The organism is Acinetobacter sp. ANC_7512 (genome assembly GCF_056779935.1).
In genome coordinates this window covers 1-17149 of sequence record NZ_JBWYIX010000002.1, presented here as the reverse complement: position 1 = coordinate 17149, position 17149 = coordinate 1, and the positions used below count along the sequence as shown (strand labels likewise).

17 protein-coding genes, 4 tRNA genes and 1 pseudogene are annotated in these 17149 nt (G+C 39.2%); 20 read left to right on the top strand and 2 right to left on the bottom strand.

The window, feature by feature from the left end; translation table 11 throughout:
* Nucleotides 1-85: 85 nt before the first annotated feature.
* Nucleotides 86-553, top strand: a complete 468-nt coding sequence (locus AC1M9H_RS02670) for a hypothetical protein (RefSeq protein WP_481612709.1) — start codon at nucleotides 86-88, stop codon at nucleotides 551-553.
* A gap of 216 nt (nucleotides 554-769) precedes the next feature.
* Here AC1M9H_RS02670 and AC1M9H_RS02665 read toward each other — a convergent pair whose 3' ends face one another.
* Both AC1M9H_RS02665 and argH read right to left on the bottom strand, forming a co-directional pair.
* The gene (locus AC1M9H_RS02665; RefSeq protein WP_035267550.1) at nucleotides 770-1039 is read right to left on the bottom strand and encodes an oxidative damage protection protein; all 270 of its coding nucleotides are present in this window, start codon (nucleotides 1037-1039) and stop codon (nucleotides 770-772) included.
* 28 nt (nucleotides 1040-1067) lie between these two features.
* Nucleotides 1068-2498 carry an argininosuccinate lyase gene (gene argH / locus AC1M9H_RS02660; RefSeq protein WP_051586571.1) on the bottom strand — a complete coding sequence of 477 codons (1431 nt, stop codon included), beginning with the start codon at nucleotides 2496-2498 and terminating at the stop codon, nucleotides 1068-1070.
* Here argH and AC1M9H_RS02655 point away from each other — a divergent pair.
* The 19 genes and pseudogenes from AC1M9H_RS02655 to AC1M9H_RS02565 form a co-directional block, all read left to right on the top strand.
* Complete coding sequence (locus tag AC1M9H_RS02655; protein ID WP_481612708.1) at nucleotides 2489-3643, top strand: sensor histidine kinase; 1155 nt, start codon at nucleotides 2489-2491, stop codon at nucleotides 3641-3643. The two genes, argH and AC1M9H_RS02655, sit on opposite strands and share 10 nt — an antisense overlap.
* Before the next feature lie 52 nt (nucleotides 3644-3695).
* The gene (locus AC1M9H_RS02650; RefSeq protein WP_481595778.1) at nucleotides 3696-4433 is read left to right on the top strand and encodes a LytR/AlgR family response regulator transcription factor; all 738 of its coding nucleotides are present in this window, start codon (nucleotides 3696-3698) and stop codon (nucleotides 4431-4433) included.
* A 95-nt stretch (nucleotides 4434-4528) separates the two neighbouring features.
* Entirely contained in the window at nucleotides 4529-5449 is a 921-nt protein-coding gene (gene hemC, locus AC1M9H_RS02645) for a hydroxymethylbilane synthase (RefSeq protein WP_481612786.1), read from the top strand.
* 9 nt (nucleotides 5450-5458) lie between these two features.
* On the top strand, nucleotides 5459-6241 hold the full coding sequence (locus tag AC1M9H_RS02640) for a uroporphyrinogen-III synthase (protein WP_481612707.1): 783 nt from the start codon (nucleotides 5459-5461) through the stop codon (nucleotides 6239-6241).
* Entirely contained in the window at nucleotides 6238-7077 is an 840-nt protein-coding gene (locus tag AC1M9H_RS02635; protein ID WP_481612706.1) for a hypothetical protein, read from the top strand. Before AC1M9H_RS02640 ends, AC1M9H_RS02635 begins: the two co-directional genes overlap by 4 nt.
* Nucleotides 7078-7079: 2 nt before the next feature.
* Nucleotides 7080-8273, top strand: a complete 1194-nt coding sequence (locus AC1M9H_RS02630; protein WP_481590122.1) for a heme biosynthesis protein HemY — start codon at nucleotides 7080-7082, stop codon at nucleotides 8271-8273.
* Nucleotides 8274-8282: 9 nt separating this feature from the next.
* Nucleotides 8283-8699 (top strand): acyl-CoA thioesterase, encoded by a 417-nt coding sequence (locus AC1M9H_RS02625; RefSeq protein ID WP_035267539.1) that lies wholly within the window; start codon nucleotides 8283-8285, stop codon nucleotides 8697-8699.
* A 126-nt stretch (nucleotides 8700-8825) separates the two neighbouring features.
* A complete protein-coding gene (locus AC1M9H_RS02620) occupies nucleotides 8826-9149 on the top strand; it encodes an H-NS histone family protein (RefSeq protein ID WP_035267603.1) in 324 nt (107 codons plus the stop codon).
* A gap of 166 nt (nucleotides 9150-9315) precedes the next feature.
* Nucleotides 9316-10059: a type II secretion system protein N gene (gspN, locus tag AC1M9H_RS02615; RefSeq protein ID WP_092766456.1), complete on the top strand. Its 744-nt coding sequence runs from the start codon at nucleotides 9316-9318 to the stop codon at nucleotides 10057-10059.
* Complete coding sequence (locus tag AC1M9H_RS02610) at nucleotides 10059-10895, top strand: type II secretion system protein N (RefSeq protein ID WP_481595780.1); 837 nt, start codon at nucleotides 10059-10061, stop codon at nucleotides 10893-10895. Before gspN ends, AC1M9H_RS02610 begins: the two co-directional genes overlap by 1 nt.
* A 42-nt stretch (nucleotides 10896-10937) precedes the next feature.
* Complete coding sequence (gspD, locus tag AC1M9H_RS02605) at nucleotides 10938-13325, top strand: type II secretion system secretin GspD (RefSeq protein WP_373683353.1); 2388 nt, start codon at nucleotides 10938-10940, stop codon at nucleotides 13323-13325.
* A 69-nt stretch (nucleotides 13326-13394) separates the two neighbouring features.
* A complete protein-coding gene (locus AC1M9H_RS02600) occupies nucleotides 13395-14069 on the top strand; it encodes an FHA domain-containing protein (RefSeq protein WP_092766454.1) in 675 nt (224 codons plus the stop codon).
* Nucleotides 14070-14127: 58 nt separating this feature from the next.
* Nucleotides 14128-14799: a phosphoglycolate phosphatase gene (locus tag AC1M9H_RS02595; RefSeq protein ID WP_481612705.1), complete on the top strand. Its 672-nt coding sequence runs from the start codon at nucleotides 14128-14130 to the stop codon at nucleotides 14797-14799.
* Nucleotides 14800-14916: 117 nt separating this feature from the next.
* Nucleotides 14917-16410 (top strand): anthranilate synthase component I, encoded by a 1494-nt coding sequence (gene trpE, locus AC1M9H_RS02590; RefSeq protein WP_481612704.1) that lies wholly within the window; start codon nucleotides 14917-14919, stop codon nucleotides 16408-16410.
* Between the two features lie 98 nt (nucleotides 16411-16508).
* Nucleotides 16509-16584: transfer RNA gene (locus AC1M9H_RS02585), tRNA-Thr, on the top strand.
* A gap of 53 nt (nucleotides 16585-16637) precedes the next feature.
* Nucleotides 16638-16721, top strand: a tRNA-Tyr gene (locus tag AC1M9H_RS02580).
* 34 nt (nucleotides 16722-16755) lie between these two features.
* Nucleotides 16756-16831 (top strand) — tRNA-Gly (locus AC1M9H_RS02575).
* Nucleotides 16832-16845: 14 nt separating this feature from the next.
* Nucleotides 16846-16920 (top strand) — tRNA-Thr (locus AC1M9H_RS02570).
* 149 nt (nucleotides 16921-17069) lie between these two features.
* Nucleotides 17070-17149: pseudogene (locus AC1M9H_RS02565) on the top strand (hypothetical protein); the annotation flags it as partial.

Sequence of the window (17149 nt, the reverse complement as noted above, 5' to 3'; positions counted from 1 at the left end):
ATGATATTTAAGATAAATGGTAGTTGTGTTTGGCTGAAATGTTTTTAAAGATGGCTTTTATTACGTTCAGTGAGAGCGATGGGGAATGAGACAATTTAAGCAAGTTTTGTGGGGAATCTGTGCTTGGGGTCTTTCGAGTATGAGTTGGGCGGCACATCCTAACAATGGGCATTTTAAATTACTGCCAGACGATCAGTTAAGTTTGGTCAATGCTTTAGGTATTGAGGAATCTCAAATTCGTGAAATTACATCTTTTAAATCTCAGGATTTAAACCATTTAGAAAATTTTGTGAGTGATAGAAAAAGGATTCATTATATAAAGGATGAAGAGCAACCTTTTAAAGCGCTTATGGACTTAACATCTATGAACTCTTTACAATTCAATGGACAGGTTTTGGAGCAGCGGTTTGATCTTCAAAATCGGCAGATTTACATTAAATTTGGCCCAATTCGTGTTGACCGAATGGAGATGCAGTTAAATATGGATGGAGTTTACCAATTAGGTCATATTTTAAATCCACCACAAGCACTTCTTTCGTCAGCTAAATTTTGACTCCATTGATATTTATTTGATGTCCCATAAAAAAGGACCTCTATTACGCAGATTCTTTTGGGATTAAAGCCTGTGCACACCTTCTGTGTTTTTCTTGCCTAATTTTTAAAGTAACGCATAAAAAAGAATCCCCAAAGATGGGGATTCTTTTTAGATTAAAGCCTACGCGGACTTCGTCCTTATCTTACGTAAAAAAGAAAAGCAGTGCTTTCTTTTTTACTCAGGCTTTAGGCCTTCAGCTTTTTCTAAAGTTTCATCATTGTTGAAGAACTTTTCACGTTGTTCTTCAAGAAATTTCTTTGCATCAGCTTCAAAGACATTTAAACGTTTTTCATTGATTAAAGTAGTTTGATGCTTTAACCATTCGCCCCATGCTTGCTTAGAAACACTATCAAATAGTTCCTGACCTTTAGGACCAGGGAATGGTGCAAAATCCAAACCTTCCATTTCTTTTTGATACTTACGGCAAAATACTTGGCGAGACATATCAATACTCCAAAAATATAATCAGAAATTAAGCGTAAAGAGCTTCTAAACGCGCATGAGCACGCTCAATTGCTGCTTCAACTTGAGCAGGTGCTGTTCCACCGATGTGGTTACGTGCATTGACAGAAGCTTCTAAAGTTAATGCTTTTTCAAAGACGTCAGCTTGAATTAAATCAGAGAATTGTTGAAGTTGTTCAAGCGTAAGTTCTGATAAATCCTTACCTTCTTGTACGCCAAGCGCAACTGCTTTACCGACGATTTCATGTGCATCGCGGAATGCAACACCATTTTTCACTAAGTAATCAGCAAGGTCGGTTGCTGTTGAGAAACCACGCAGCGCAGCTTCGCGCATTTCAGGAATATTTGGAACAAGTGCAGGAATCATGTCTGCGAAAGCCATCAAAGAGCCTCGAACTGTATCGATAGCATCAAATAGTGGTTCTTTATCTTCTTGGTTGTCTTTGTTATATGCCAAAGGTTGACCTTTCATGAGGGTAAGTAGACTCATTAAGTCGCCATATACACGGCCTGTTTTACCACGAACAAGTTCAGGTACATCAGGATTTTTCTTCTGAGGCATAATCGAAGAGCCTGTGCAGAAGCGGTCAGGAATATTCACAAACTTGAATTGTGCAGATGTCCAAAGAATTAATTCTTCAGACATGCGAGATAAGTGCATCATGATGAGTGATGCCGCAGCATTAAACTCAATACCAAAATCACGATCAGATACAGCATCTAATGAGTTTTCTGCAACTGCTTCAAATCCTAAAAGTTCTGCTGTATAAGCACGATCGATTGGATAAGTGGTACCTGCAAGCGCAGCAGAACCTAAAGGCATGCGATTCACGCGTTTACGGCAGTCAATCAGGCGTTCTGAGTCACGTACCAGCATTTCAAACCATGCCATTAAATGATGTCCAAACGTCACAGGTTGTGCAGTTTGAAGATGGGTAAAGCCAGGCATAATTGTATTTGTATTTTTAGCAGCCAAACCTAGAATGCCTTTTTGCAGTTTGTGTAATAACCCTAGGATGGCATCAATTTCATCACGTACATACAAACGAATATCCGTTGCTACTTGGTCATTACGGCTACGACCTGTATGTAATTTCTTCCCTGTAATCCCAATACGTTGTGTTAATCGAGATTCAATGTTCATGTGAACATCTTCTAAATCAATACGCCATTCGAAGTTGCCAGCTTCAATGTCCGCTTTAATTGCGGTTAAGCCTGCGATGATGTCATCACGCTCTTGTTCAGTGAGTACACCGACTTTTGCCAACATCGTTGCATGTGCGATTGAACCTGCAATATCTTGTTTATAAAAGCGTTGGTCAAATTGGACAGATGCTGTAAATTCAGCGACAAAGGCATCAGTTGCTTCGGAAAAACGACCGCCCCACATACCTGAAGTTTGGGCTTGTGACGGATTAGAGGAATTAGAAGATGTGGTCATGTCGGCTCAGTAAAAGAAAAAGCAGTAATTTTGCATCCAGTATAACAAATTCAAATCAAGATGCCGAAGTCTTGCCTATGGATAATTCTTCAAAAGATAAACAAGAATTTATCGACGCCAATTTCTTTGTACGTATTGGGCAATGGCAATATTTTGCAGAGTTATTTATTGCCAGTATTTTTTTGGCGTTATTGCTGTGCCTAGCAGAGTCACAGTCTTGGTCAAATTTACAGACATCACAAGTGATCAAGTATGTGCTTTATATCAATTGGGTGGTATTGGTCTTTATTGCCGTAATTGATTTATTTAGGGCGTTTTGGCAAAAACTAACCACTTGGCAGTCTGCGATTTATACATTTGCACTATTAGAACTCATTATCCTATTCACTACTTGTAGTTTGAATTTTCTGTTTTTTTGGGGGAGTAACTTTTCTTTACAAAAATTTTCATGGTTACTTTTATTTGATCATGTGATTTTACATATGAGCTATGGCGTATTGTTGATCACTTTTTGTTTACGATATATCTATGTTCGGGGTGAGTGGTTAAAGCAGCAACAAGGTGAATTGAATGCTCGAATTCAAGCCATGCAAGCAAGAATACATCCACACTTTCTTTTTAATAGTTTAAATAGTGTGGTGAGTCTGATTGGGAGTGATCCAGATAAAGCAGAGCAAATGCTGATCGATCTTTCAAGGTTGTTTAGAGCAAGCTTTCAAGAGCTTAAAGTTGTCACATTAAAAGAAGAAATCCAATTGTGTGAACATTATTTGGCGGTTGAAAAGCTAAGGTTGGGTTCGAGATTAAATGTGGAATGGAATATCTTACAACCAGAGCAGTTGGGCCAAGCAAGTATCCCTTTTTTAACTTTACAGCCTTTAATTGAGAATAGTATCTTTCATGGGGTAGAGAAAAAGTTAATTGATGCAAAGATTGTCATATTGGTTGAAATATTACAAAATCAAGTCACTATAGTCATTACTAACCCTTATATAGCCGATAAAATGGCCAATAGGGAGGGGAATGGTATTGCGATAGAAAACGTGAAACAGCGTTTGAAAGCACACTATGGGTATACGGTACAGTTTAGGAGTCATGCAGGTAATGGAATTTACACGACTGTAGTCCAGTACCAATATAAATAAAATCAAGTTAATACATTAAAATAAGCAACGTTAACTTGAGCAAGGAGGAACAATGGACATCCTAATTTGTGATGATGAGCCACTCGCGGTTGAGCGCTTATCTCGCTTGGTCACTCAATTGGGGCATCAAGTTGTTGCAACTGCGCACCATGGAAAAGAAGCTTTGACCTTAGTACAACAATATGAGCCTGATGTAATTTTACTTGACATCCAAATGCCTGAAATGGATGGTTTGACATGTGCTCAGCATCTTTCACAGCTAAACCCTATGCCCGCCATTGTTTTTTGCACGGCCTATGATGAGCATGCTTTGACTGCGATTCAGGCACAAGCGAAAGGCTATTTATTAAAACCGATTATCAAATCAGAATTAGAAAATACACTGAATAATTTAACTAAACTTACTCAAGCTCAAATGTCAAATATAGAACAAAAAGAAAATATGGAAGAAAAACATCAGCGTCAGCAAATCGCTGCGAAAACCTATCGTGGTCTTGAACTCATTCCTATCGAAAATATTTACTATTTTCTGGCTGATCAGAAATACGTAACAGTACGACACAAAAACGGCAGTGTGTTGATTGATGAGACTTTAAAAGATCTAGAGCGTGAGTTTTCAAATAAATTTATACGAATTCATCGAAATGCGCTGATTGCATTGGATTATTTGGATGGATTGGAGTTGGTTGCTTCAGGCCAGTATCAAGTTCGTTGTCGTGAACTTGAAGAGAAATTGGCGGTCAGTCGCCGTCACTTACCTTTGCTTAGAGAAAGAATGCAAAATATTTAGTTGCCTAAAATTATAGACATTGCCGAACAATTTACTTGCAATTTTGGGACAGCAGGGTAAGTTTAGGATGTCTAAAGTTTGGCAGCATTAAAATGATCAAAACCTTAAAAATTGCAACTCGTCAAAGTCCATTGGCTTTATGGCAGGCGGAGCATATTCGTGAGCGACTTGAGACCCTACATTCTGGTCTAAAAGTTGAGTTGGTTACGTTTGTGACCCAAGGCGATAAAATTTTAGACACCCCTTTAGCCAAGATTGGTGGAAAAGGTTTATTTGTTAAAGAGCTTGAGGCTGCATTACTTGATGGTCGTGCAGATCTTGCTGTCCATTCAATGAAAGATGTGCCGATGGCGCTCCCAGAAGGATTAAGTCTTGCCGTGATTTGTGAGCGAGAAGATCCTTTAGATGCTTTTGTTTCGAATAATTATAGCAAGTTTGAAGATTTGCCCCATGGTGCCAAAGTGGGAACTTCAAGTTTGCGTCGTAAATGTCAAATTTTAAAGGCCCGTCCAGATCTTGAGATTATAGATTTACGTGGAAATGTAGGCACGCGACTATCTAAGCTTGATTCGGGGCTTTACGATGCCATCATTTTGGCAAGTGCAGGCTTAAAACGTTTAGGTTTAGCAGAGCGTATTCGACACACGCTGGATGCACAGACGAGTTTACCCGCAGTTGGCCAAGGTGCATTAGGTCTTGAGTGTCGAGGTGATGATGCACGCGTATTAGAGTTGATTCGACCTTTATTACATACAGAAACTGATGCGTGTGTTCGTGCAGAACGCGCATTTAATGCTTATTTGGAAGGTGGATGTCAGGTACCGATTGCGGGATATGCGACTTTAAATGATCAACAGATTCAATTAGAGGGGCGCGTAGGCAGTGTGGATGGTCAAGCATTATTGGTTGCTAAAGTAGAAGGTCCAGTTGAACAAGCTGAAACGTTGGGTATTTCACTTGCAAAAGTTTTGATTGACCAAGGTGCTGCTGATTTATTAAAAGCACTGTATAAATAAAACAATGAAATGAAGTTTATCAATACTCGACCTGCAGATCGTGCTAAGCCTCTCAATGAGGCACTGGCACGTGCAGGATATGAGCCTATCGAGTTATCTGTACTAGAGTTGGCTGCTGTTCATTGGAGTGATGAACTTGATCAGCGCTTTCAGCAATTAATTTCAGCACAAGTGATTGTGGTCGTCAGTCCAACAGCCGTTGAAGTTGGCATGCAGTTTCTCGAAAAATCGGGACTTAGATTGACCGATTTAAATCATATCAAATGGATTGCCGTTGGTCGAAAAACAGCTGAAGCCCTAAGTCGATATGGTGTTAAAAGTTTAGTTCCAGATGTTGAAACTTCTGAAGGAATGTTAAGTCTTCCTGTTTTAACACAAAATACTGATCTCAAACGTATTGCGTTTTGGCGGGGTGACGGTGGCCGTCAGTTCATGATGCAGCAGTGTCGTGCTGCTAAAATTGAAGTATTTAATTTTGTTTTATACTCCCGCTACTGCCCAAGTGATGCTCAAGATAAATTTAAACATCTACTTGAAGCATTCAATGCAAATCCACAACCTTATGCTGTATTGATTAGTAGTGAAGCCAGTTGGAAAAATTGGCTGAGTTTATGCAAAAATTATCCTGTATTTATGCAACACGGTCATTACTTGGTTTTGGCGGATCGGTTATATCAGATCGTGTGTAAGTATCAACAGACCTCAAATACTAAATTTCAAATCACTCAAATTGCGGACTTAATGCCAGATACGATTTTGTCGCAGCTTGAAAGTGAACATAGGCACTCATGAAGAAAATTTTATATCTATTCATTTTAGGCTTAATCATTTGGTTGATTAAACTCAGCTATGATCATTTTTCATTACAAAAAAAAGTTGAGTTGCTACAACAAACTCAACATAAATCAGAGCAATTAGTGGCAAGTTTGAATGATCAGTTGGTAGCAATTCAGCGCTCAAATCAGCAGGTTTCGTCTCAATCCAATCCACCTCAGCAAAACAAGAATCAACAAGAAATTCAATCTGAAATCAATCCAATCAAACTCTTAAGTCAAAAATTAGAGCTAATTCAATTTGCCTTAGATCAACATGAGTTTGTATATGCGCTTGAGCAACTCAATCAACTGGATCAATTGGTTGAGCGCTTGGCTTTGGCAGATACATTGCAGGTTTCAATGCATCGAGCTGTTGAGCATGATCAAAAAATGATTCAACAATATGTTGTGGCAAAAAATATTCAAATGGCTCAGTTAGGAGACTTGCTTGAAAATATTGATGCAAATTTGAAAAATGAACAACAAGTACAGCACCTCACGAGTGATAACTCTTCGCAATCCTCATGGTTTGAGCGTGTATTCAAAGTTGAACGCGTTGATGAACAGATGCCGGTATTACTTAATCGAAGATTAGTTTTAAAAGAAGTTCAATTGAGAGTGTTATTTGCTCAAAGAGCACTACAACAAGGACAATACATTGATTATCAAAATGCACTGACCTCAATTATCGATGAACTGGATCAACTGCCTGATGCTGTGGCAATCAAAATAAAAAATAAAGTGAAACATCTCAAACAAGCACAACTTTTACCTGTCCCTAAATTGAACAGTAAAGCAATTTTAGAGGGCTAATCATGAAACATATTTTTATAGTTTATGCATTAGTTGGTTTAATGATATTAGCCGTGTTAAGTGTGCTGAGTTATCAAGAAGGGCCAGGTTATATTTACATACTTTGGCACGGTATTCAGATTCAAACGAACCTCTGGTTTGTTTCATTTTTTCTTCTATTCGTTGCTTTATCTCTTCATCTTTTATGGTTTTGGGTTGGAAAGATGAGATCAAGAGAGCAGCGTAAAATTCAACAAGTTACAGACTTTTCAAGGTTACATACGTATGAAAAATTAGGTGTTTTGTGGGTTTTGGAGGCCAACACAAAACAGCGAGAATATTTACAACCTGTGTTTGAGAACTCAGGATTACTCAAAGAGGTTATTCAGTCTCGTATATGGTTGAAGCAAGATCGTATTGATGATGCGTTGAGTGTTTTACAACAAAGTCCTGCAGATGCTTTTGAATTGGCTGAACTCCAGCGTATTGAAATTTATTTAGCTCAAGAGCTTCCAGATCAGGCTTTAACCCATTTAGAGTTTTTACATGGTCATATGCTGTCACCTTGGTTAAAAGATCTTGAAGATGCTTATCAGCATAAGTTGAATCATCTATGGGGTAGATTTGCGATTCAATATCCATGGCATTATTTAAAAGCCACGCAATATGGTCATTTAGATTTGGAACATAAAAAGAAATGGCTTTTAAAGCTACTCAATGATTTTGACAACGTTTCAAATACAGATTTAGAGCTTATTCAAATTCGGTATGCTCAAATGAGTGATCAAATTGTGTCGTCTTCATATGGTATTAAATCGTTATGGTTAAAACTTATTTCTCGCATTCCTGAGATGGCTTTTGATGAAACTCAACTTTCTTTGTCTTTATTAGAAGAACGGTTCGATCAGGATATTTTTTATTTATGGTTTCAACAACAATTGTTAAAACAAAATCCTGATTATGAAATGCTTGAAAACCAGATTGATCATTTTGAAATGAAATATCCTGGATTACCGATTTTGAGTTTTTCTAAATGGCATATTTATACTGCGACTCATCGTGAACAGGATGCTGAGGCATTATTGCAATTATATCCTGATCACCCTTTAATGAACTATTTAAGAATTAAATCTGTATTAAAAGGCGATGCTGTATTAACTCAGCAATTGAACAGTGTCTTTGAGACCCATAATAAATTTATTCAATTTAAGTTATGAGAATGCTGAATGAAACAAATGAATGAGTACAAAGTCATTACCCATCAAAAAGTCGCTTGGGGTGATATGGATGCTTTTGGACATGTCAATAATGTGATTTATTATCGCTATATTGAAACTGCTCGAATAGAGTATTTGAATCAATTAGAAATCTTAGCGTTAGATATTAATACTGTTGTGGCTTCAAATAGTTGTAAATATCTTAAACCAGTGTTTTATCCTGATTATTTACGCATTGGAACTAAAGTGGTTGAATTGCGTAACTCTGCCTTCAGGATGGAATATACAGTTTGGAGTGAGCAACAGAATGAAATTGTGGCAATTGCTGAGGCCGTTATAGTTTGTGTGGATAAAAATACAATGCAAAAGGTTTTGATTCCAGAGCATATTAGAGAAAAAATAATAGAAATAGACTCGGTTAATTAATGTGTTAAATTATTTGTTTTATTTATGTATATTAAATAACATGATGGATTGATTAAAATAATTTATAACAATAAGATGGCGCTTTATAAATCTAATAATGATATTGAATTTTTTGGAGTAAATGTTATGCCTGATATTAGTAATTTATCTGTTGAAGAGTTAAGAAAGTTAACTGCTGAAGCCCAAGCTTTGATCGAGTCTAAGAAAGATCAGGAAATTGAAGATGCTTATCATCAGATTACTCAAATTGCTGAATCAGTGGGTATGTCTTTAGAGCAATTCATTGAATATGGTGCACAAAAGCGTAAGAAAAGCACGCGTAAATCTGTAGAGCCTCGTTATCGTAATAAAAATAATACTGCGGAGACTTGGACAGGGCGTGGAAAGAAGCCACGTTGGTTGGTTGCAGAGCTTGAAAAAGGTGCCAAATTAGAAGATTTCCTTATCTAATTTCACTGATTTGTCATGTAATGACACTAATATTAAAAAAACCAAGCAAATCTGCTTGGTTTTTTTATAAGTGAATTGGAGAAGTGTAAAATTTATGCATAATACCAAGATAGAAAATTTTCAAACATTTTGCGGTTAATTAGACTTAGATGTTGGTATACATGGAATGATAAAAAAATCAAAAAAAATGGTGTGGTTAAGCGTCGCTATCTTCGCTTTTTTATTATTTGTTTTTTTACAAGTTCCAGCATCGTGGCTCATTGCTAAATTTTATAAAAATAATCAAATTTTAAAAAATGTCAGTGGCAATATCTGGCAAGGTCAAGCAGATTGGCAAAAAGGAAATCTTGCAGGTTCTGTCATCTGGCAAACACGTCCTCTCGATCTGATTTTATTAAGAGCTGGTGCCAACTTAGAAATACATAGTGGTCAGACGCAACTCAACGGTGTGGTGGGTTATGGGCTTGGAAAAAAAATAATTATCAAAAATATGAATGGAAATATTGCCCCTGAAACACTCAAAACATTTGTGGATTGGCAATGGCCTCAGAATAGTATTCAGTTGAAGGATGTAGCATTTCAATTCAAACAAAACGATGGTTTTGCAAAAACCGCCGGAGAGATGCAATGGGGTGGTGGTACGCTAACTTATACCTTTGCCCAGAAACAAGAACGAATGAATATGCCATCTTTAAAAGGGCAATTTTCAGACGAAGCTGGAAAACTGCTCATTGATGTACAAGATCAGCGCGGGCAAAAAATGGCCAACCTTAGTTTAGATCCTGCATTAATGTTGGATGCACAGGTGACCCAAAGATTATTAATGAATGTGCCTTCATATGATGGTAAAGCTGGTTTGGATACCTTTGTTGTCAGTACGAGACAGCCACTGCTGAGTGGAGGCTTCTAATGAAGGGATTCCAAGATAAGTTTTCACAAATTTCATTTAAAGATTTAGATCGAATTGCTCCGCTTACTTTATTTATTCTGATTTTAATCTTAATGTGGAAGCTCGCTTCATTATTTTGGTTGGTGGTTGCACCACCGCAAGTCATGCAAGTTGAGCGAGTCGCATTAGGTTCGCAGCAACCTCCTGTTCCGAATATATCGAGTTTCTCTTTGTTTCAAGAAACAGGTGCGCAAGTGAGTGGTGCTGATGCTAATTTAGCGCTTACGTTGCAAGGGGTTGTGGTTTCGACGCCAAGTAGTCAATCTTCAGCCGTGATTAAAGTGCGAGAGGTTGCTGATCGTTATACCATTGGACAAACTTTGGAAGGAAGTTCTTATCAGCTTTCAGAAGTATATTGGGATCATGTGGTATTGAAACAGCCGAGTGGTGCGACGACTGAGTTGAGATTTACTGGAATAGAGAATCTTAATCAGCCACTGATACCTGATGCACAGCAAAATTCTGCTAACGTAACACCGAATTCTGGTCAAACGACCACTCAAAATGCCATTGGTCAGGCAATCAATCAAATTCAAGAAAATCGTGAACAATACTTAAGTAATATGGGTGTCAACACTGACAGTGGTCAAGGTTATGAAGTCACGGATCGAACGCCTGCATTTTTGAGAAGCAAACTGGGATTAAGACCTGGTGATCGCGTTTTATCCTTGAATGGGCAGTCAGTCGGTCAAGGACAAAGCGATGCACAACTGCTAGAACAGGCTAAACGAGAAGGTAAAGTTCGCATTGAAGTAAAACGAGGTGATCAAGTGATGACCTTCCAACAAGAATTTTAAAATGTGTAAATTTGCATAAAGTATTAGGAAATATAACAAGTTATGGATTTTTTAAATCGAAATCGGTCACTTTGGGCGATGGTCGCAGTAGCACCAGTATTGGCTGTCGCAAGTACCGCTGCGCAAGCGCAAACTTGGAAAATTAACCTGCGTGATGCAGATTTAACTGCATTTATTAATGAAGTGGCAGATATCACGGGAAAAAACTTCGCAGTTGATCCGCGGGTTCGGGGTAATGTGACGGTCATTTCAAATAAGGCTTTAAACAAAGCTGAAGTCTATGATTTGTTCTTGGGTGTGTTAAACGTTAATGGCGTTGTTGCTGTACCTGCGGGTAACACTATCCGCTTAGTCCCTGACAATAATGTAAAAAATTCAGGTGTGCCTTTTGATGCCTCTCGGAACGCACGAGGTGATCAAGTGGTCACTCGTGTCATTTGGCTGGAAAATACTAACCCCAATGATCTAATACCCGCGTTAAGACCACTCATGCCGCAATTTGCGCATTTGGCGGCGGTACAAGGTACAAATGCGCTTATAGTCTCAGATCGTGCGAATAATATTGCACAGCTTGAAACGATTATTCGTAATTTAGATGGAACGGGACAAAACGATATTGAGGCTATTAGCTTGCAGTCTAGCCAAGCTGAAGAGCTGATAGTTTTGTTGGATTCAATGTCTTCTACGGGGGGTGCCAAAGACATTTCAGGTTCTCGAGTACGTATTATCGCAGATGCACGTACTAATAGGATTTTGATCAAGGGTGATCCAAGTACTCGTAAACGCATTCGTCAAATGATCGAAATGCTTGATGTTCCTTCAGCTGATCGCTTAGGCGGTCTAAAAGTATTTAAGCTTAAGTATGCAAGCGCAAAAAATTTGGCTGAAATTTTACAAGGTTTAGTATCTGGTCAGGCGGTGAATAGTACCAGTAATTCAAATAGTTCAAGCTCCAATTCAAGTGCTAGTAACTCATTAATTAATAATACCTCGAGTAATACGTCTTCAAATGGGAGTGTGAATACCCCAGCGATTAATTTGAATAGTGGTTCAAATCAAAATCAACAAGATATTACAAGTTTTAATAGTAATGGCGTGAGTATTATTGCTGATGGTGCACAAAATGCATTAGTGGTAAAAGCAGATCCTCAACTCATGCGTGAAATTGAATCTGCTATTCATCAACTTGACGTGCGTCGTCAACAAATTCTCATTGAGGCTGCTATTGTTGAAGTTGAAGGAAATGACGTAGATCAATTGGGTGTTCAGTGGGCACTAGGTGACATCAGTAGCGGTATTGGTGTAATCAATTTTGATAAAGCGGGTGTAGGGCTGAGTCAATTGGCTTCTGGATTCCTTGGTAATGTAGCTACGGGTGCTGGTTTGATTGGAGCTGGTGCTTCATTGGCCTTAGGTGAATATAAAGAAGGTGCGAATGGATCGCGTAAACTGTATGGCGCACTGATTCAGGCATTAAAGACCAATACTAAGTCGAACTTATTGTCTACACCGTCGATTGTCACCATGGATAACGAGGAAGCTTATATCGTTGTGGGTGAGAATGTCCCATTCCAGACAGGATCTGTGACAACAACAGGTGGAACAGCAAACCCTTATACTTCAATTGAGCGTAAAGATGTTGGTGTTACATTAAAGGTCATTCCGCAAATTGGTGAAGGTGGAACAGTTCGTCTTGCTGTAGAACAAGAAGTATCCTCGGTGAAGCCAGATAGTGGTGAGGCGAAAGACTTGGTGACCACTAAGCGTGCCATAAAAACCTCGATTTTGGCTGAAAATGGTCAAACAATTGTACTGGGTGGTCTGATTTCAGATGATACTAAGTTAACGCGTCAAGGCGTCCCAGGTTTAAGCTCGATTCCTGGTTTGGGTAGACTGTTTAGAGCAGATGCAAAGAATAATGTGAAACGAAACCTACTCGTTTTTATTCATCCAACAATCGTAGGAGATACGGCTGATATTCGTAGATTGTCACAGCAACGCTATGATCGTTTATACAGTTTGCAGTTAGCACTGGATGGTGATGGGACATTTAAGAAGTTACCAGATAATGTTGATGATATCTTCCAACAGCGGTTGCCTGTATCAAGTACTCCTCAACCCGTCAAGCCTATCGTAGTGCCATCAACGCCTCAAGCAGTAGAGCCACAGGTACAGCGTTATACTGCTCCAACAGCGCAGTCTAAGCCAGTAGGGCGTGTGATTGAACGTCCAAATGTCATCGTGACTCAGGATCCTGTGGTGAAATCAACGCGAGTGCTGCCAAAGCCTGTGATTTACAATCAAGTTGCCACAACAAATACAAACAATGCCCAAGTCGTGGTGGAAACCCCTGTCGCGATTGAGCCAAAACAAGATGTGCAAAGAACACAAAATACGGTCACAACCACGACATTGAGACCGTCTCGATAACATGCGTTCAATGTGAATCTCGAAAACAGCCATGTTAAAATGTCAAAACTTGAATAATGGATCGAAACTATGACTTGGAAATTACAAACAATTACTGGCGAATTTGCGGGTAAAGAAGTTGATATCGATCGAGACATGTTGGTGGGTCGTCATCAAGATGCAGATATTTTGATTCAGTCTGCAGATGTATCACGCCGTCATGCTGCTTTGTTTCTAAAAGAGCAGGTGCTCACTGTTCAAGACTTAGGTTCGTCAAATGGCACGTTTATTAACGATACAAAAGTTGCTGAAGGCGAAACTATTGTTAAAGATGGCGATATTCTGCAATTCGCTAGCCATAAATTTTCAGTTTTAGCACCTGCGCAATCTGCACAAACATTACAAGATGTTCAGCAGCCTAGCGAAGCAATCGCAACAGCTGAAATTTCTTCAAAGGTTGCAGTAGAGAAGACAGCAGCAGCTGAAATGCTTGAGCAGGGTATGCCTGATCTGAAAGAGCGAGATAGCTCAGTTCAGCTTACTCGAGATGGTATGCCTCAAAATGTAGGAATTCCTAAACCAGCGCCAATTCCTGAGGGAGTTGATGTTAATACAACTGTCAATAAGCATGAAGCGTGTGAGGTAAATATTCCTGCAGCTTGTACGGAAAAAGAGTTGGAAACTCAAAAAAATGCCAATATTGGCTTAATGGCATTATTGGTGTTAGTGATTGTGGCACTGGTTGCCTGGTTTATTTTCAACTAAGTTGCATGTGATTTTTTAAGGCATGCTTTCGCATGCCTTTTTTGTTAGGTTTAAAATAATGAATATTGCGAATTTGGAACAGCGTGACTTAATTCTTTTTGATCTGGATGGAACCTTGGTTGATTCGGCATTTGATCTATATCGTGCCATGAATATGAGTTTGAATGTATTAGAACTGCCTTTGGTCACAGAAACTCAAGTTCGAAATTGGATTGGCAAAGGCACTTCATTGTTCTGTCAGAGTGTTTTAATGCATCTGACTGGCCGTGTAGAGCCTTCTGAGCATCAACAATTATTGGATACTTTTTTAGAAATTTATAATGCAGAGCCGTGCGTGGATACGCGTCCATTTCACGGCATTATCGAATTTTTAGAGTGGGGTCGAGCTCATCAAAAAAAAATGGTGTGTGTTACGAATAAGCCGGAATTACCCGCTAGAAAAATATTAGCTGAATTAAATATGGATCACTATTTTGTGGATACGGTGGGTGGAGATCGTTTTGAGGTGAGAAAACCAGATCCGAAACCTTTGTTGCATTGTGTTGAAGCCTTTGGAACTGTTGTGGCAAATACCTTGATGATCGGTGACTCATCGAATGATGTAGAGGCAGCGCGCCGTGCGGGTATTGATTGTATTGTCGTAAGCTATGGTTATAATCATGGTGAAGATATTCAGTTATGTAAGCCGCAACAAGTAGTTGATGATTTAACTGTGTTGATTTCTAAATAAGTTGTAATAAATAAAGAAGGGTAGAGGAATGAATAGTTTTAATGTTTTTCGATGGCGTCTCTCAGCGCAGACCTTATAGAACATTCAATATGCATCGAAAACTACAGAGAATTCCTCATGACAACGTCAACTCAATTTCAACAACTTCAATCACAAGGTTTTAACTTAATTCCAGTTTATCGCCAACGCTTAGCTGATACTGATACTCCATTGTCAGTATTTGCACGTTTAAAACAACATCAACAAGCTTATTTATTTGAGTCTGTAGAAGGTGGTGAAAACTGGGCGCGTTATTCCATTATTGGTCTAGGTGAGTCAACCGTATTCTCTTGTAATGCAGGACAGTTAACAATTCAGAATGCTGACGGTCAAGTCGAATCGTTTGAGTGCCAAGATCCTTTCCAGTATATCCGTGACTTTCAATCGCAGTTCAAAGTGCCATCAAAAGCAGAACTTCCAGATTTGCCTAACTTTACAGGGGGCTTGGTGGGCTATCTAGGTTATGACGCGGTACGTTATATTGAACCGCGCTTAAATAACGTTCCTGATGCTGATCCTGTTGGATTGCCAGATTTATGGCTCATGTTGTCTAAAACAGTTGTAGTTTTTGATAATTTAAAAGACACGCTATTTATTATCGTACATGCGGATACACAGGATGCGGATGCTTTTAATAAAGCACAAAGCCAGCTGGATGAAATTGAATCATTACTTGCCACACCGGTGAGCTTGCAGGCAAAGCCTCACACGGCCCCTTATTTTGAATCATTAACAGGTAAAGAAAAATTCTTAGAATCGATTGAAACTGTTAAAGAGTACATTCGTGCGGGTGATGTGATGCAGGTGGTTCCTGGTCATCGCATGGTATCGGACTTTGATGGTGATCCTTTACAAGTATATCGTGCATTACGTCATCTTAATCCTTCACCATATCTGTTTTTAGTACAAGGAAAGACGCTTAGTGATGAAAAGCCATTTTATATTGTGGGCTCATCACCAGAAATTTTATCGCGTTTAGAAAATGGGGTGGCGACTGTGCGCCCATTAGCCGGCACACGACCACGCGGTAAAACCAAAGAAGAAGATTTAGCGCTGGAAAAAGATTTACTTTCCGATGAGAAAGAAATCGCAGAGCACTTAATGTTGATTGATTTGGGTCGCAATGATATTGGGCGTGTATCAAAAATCGGTAAAGTGCAAGTCACTGATCAAATGGTGATCGAACGTTATTCACATGTCATGCATATTGTTTCTAATGTGCAAGGGGAAGTTGCGGAAGGCGTAGATGCTTTGGATGTTTTTAAAGCAACATTCCCTGCAGGAACACTTTCTGGGGCACCAAAAATTCGTGCTATGGAAATTATTGACGAAGTTGAGCCAGTAAAACGTGGAATTTTTGGCGGTGCTGTTGGTTATTTAGGCTGGCATGGTGAAATGGACATGTCTATCGCAATTAGAACCTGTGTTATTCGCGAAAATAAGGTTTATGTACAGGCTGGTGCGGGTCTTGTTGCAGACTCAAATCCTGATTCTGAGTGGAATGAAACCCAAATAAAAGCTCGCGCAGTGATCAAAGCGGTTGAATTATCATCAAACGGATTGATTTTGTGAGTTTTTAGGGTTTTTTTTGAAAAAAACACTTGCACGGATTTCAAGTTTTGCTAAACTGCACACCGTTCCGATACGAAACGTACGAAACACTAAGAAACGCCGGCATAGCTCAGTTGGTAGAGCAACTGACTTGTAATCAGTAGGTCCACAGTTCGAATCCGTGTGCCGGCACCATCTTAGAGAGTTTAAGTAGTCGAGTAAAGAACAACACTGAAGTAAGTGTAAATGGTGAGATTCCCGAGCGGTCAAAGGGAGCAGACTGTAACTCTGCCGCGTAAGCTTCGAAGGTTCGAATCCTTCTCTCACCACCAATTTTAAAACTTCGATCTAGTGTCTTACCAATATGCGGGAGTAGCTCAGTTGGTAGAGCGGCAGCCTTCCAAGCTGCATGTCGCGAGTTCGACCCTCGTCTCCCGCTCCATCGAAGTATTAAATGCTCTTATAGCTCAGTGGTAGAGCACTCCCTTGGTAAGGGAGAGGTCTCGAGTTCAAATCTCGATAAGAGCTCCAGATATACAGTTTAGTAGAAATTTCTACAAAGTTTTAAAGAAAGCAGGCTTATTAGTCTGCTTTTCAAGTATTTAAAGTGTCATTTTTTTGGCGACAGGTCGATACTGAACAATCTTAGAATTGTGTTCGACGTAAACGAGGAAGATCTCATGGCTAAGGCTAAGTTTGAACGTAATAAGCCACACGTTAACGTGGGCACAATCGGTCACGTTGACCATGGTAAAACAAC

What these genes read in the sequence shown, in the direction of transcription:
- trpE (WP_481612704.1), top strand. Translation starts at nt 14,917, where the DNA reads ATGACAACGTCAACTCAATTTCAACAACTTCAATCACAAGGTTTTAAC.
- gspN (WP_092766456.1), top strand. Translation starts at nt 9,316, where the DNA reads ATGATAAAAAAATCAAAAAAAATGGTGTGGTTAAGCGTCGCTATCTTC.
- gspD (WP_373683353.1), top strand. Translation starts at nt 10,938, where the DNA reads ATGGATTTTTTAAATCGAAATCGGTCACTTTGGGCGATGGTCGCAGTA.
- AC1M9H_RS02625 (WP_035267539.1), top strand. Translation starts at nt 8,283, where the DNA reads ATGAAACAAATGAATGAGTACAAAGTCATTACCCATCAAAAAGTCGCT.
- AC1M9H_RS02595 (WP_481612705.1), top strand. Translation starts at nt 14,128, where the DNA reads ATGAATATTGCGAATTTGGAACAGCGTGACTTAATTCTTTTTGATCTG.
- AC1M9H_RS02670 (WP_481612709.1), top strand. Translation starts at nt 86, where the DNA reads ATGAGACAATTTAAGCAAGTTTTGTGGGGAATCTGTGCTTGGGGTCTT.
- AC1M9H_RS02610 (WP_481595780.1), top strand. Translation starts at nt 10,059, where the DNA reads ATGAAGGGATTCCAAGATAAGTTTTCACAAATTTCATTTAAAGATTTA.
- argH (WP_051586571.1), bottom strand. Translation starts at nt 2,498, where the DNA reads ATGACCACATCTTCTAATTCCTCTAATCCGTCACAAGCCCAAACTTCA.
- AC1M9H_RS02630 (WP_481590122.1), top strand. Translation starts at nt 7,080, where the DNA reads ATGAAACATATTTTTATAGTTTATGCATTAGTTGGTTTAATGATATTA.
- AC1M9H_RS02600 (WP_092766454.1), top strand. Translation starts at nt 13,395, where the DNA reads ATGACTTGGAAATTACAAACAATTACTGGCGAATTTGCGGGTAAAGAA.
- AC1M9H_RS02620 (WP_035267603.1), top strand. Translation starts at nt 8,826, where the DNA reads ATGCCTGATATTAGTAATTTATCTGTTGAAGAGTTAAGAAAGTTAACT.
- AC1M9H_RS02635 (WP_481612706.1), top strand. Translation starts at nt 6,238, where the DNA reads ATGAAGAAAATTTTATATCTATTCATTTTAGGCTTAATCATTTGGTTG.
- AC1M9H_RS02650 (WP_481595778.1), top strand. Translation starts at nt 3,696, where the DNA reads ATGGACATCCTAATTTGTGATGATGAGCCACTCGCGGTTGAGCGCTTA.
- AC1M9H_RS02655 (WP_481612708.1), top strand. Translation starts at nt 2,489, where the DNA reads ATGTGGTCATGTCGGCTCAGTAAAAGAAAAAGCAGTAATTTTGCATCC.
- AC1M9H_RS02665 (WP_035267550.1), bottom strand. Translation starts at nt 1,039, where the DNA reads ATGTCTCGCCAAGTATTTTGCCGTAAGTATCAAAAAGAAATGGAAGGT.
- AC1M9H_RS02640 (WP_481612707.1), top strand. Translation starts at nt 5,459, where the DNA reads ATGAAGTTTATCAATACTCGACCTGCAGATCGTGCTAAGCCTCTCAAT.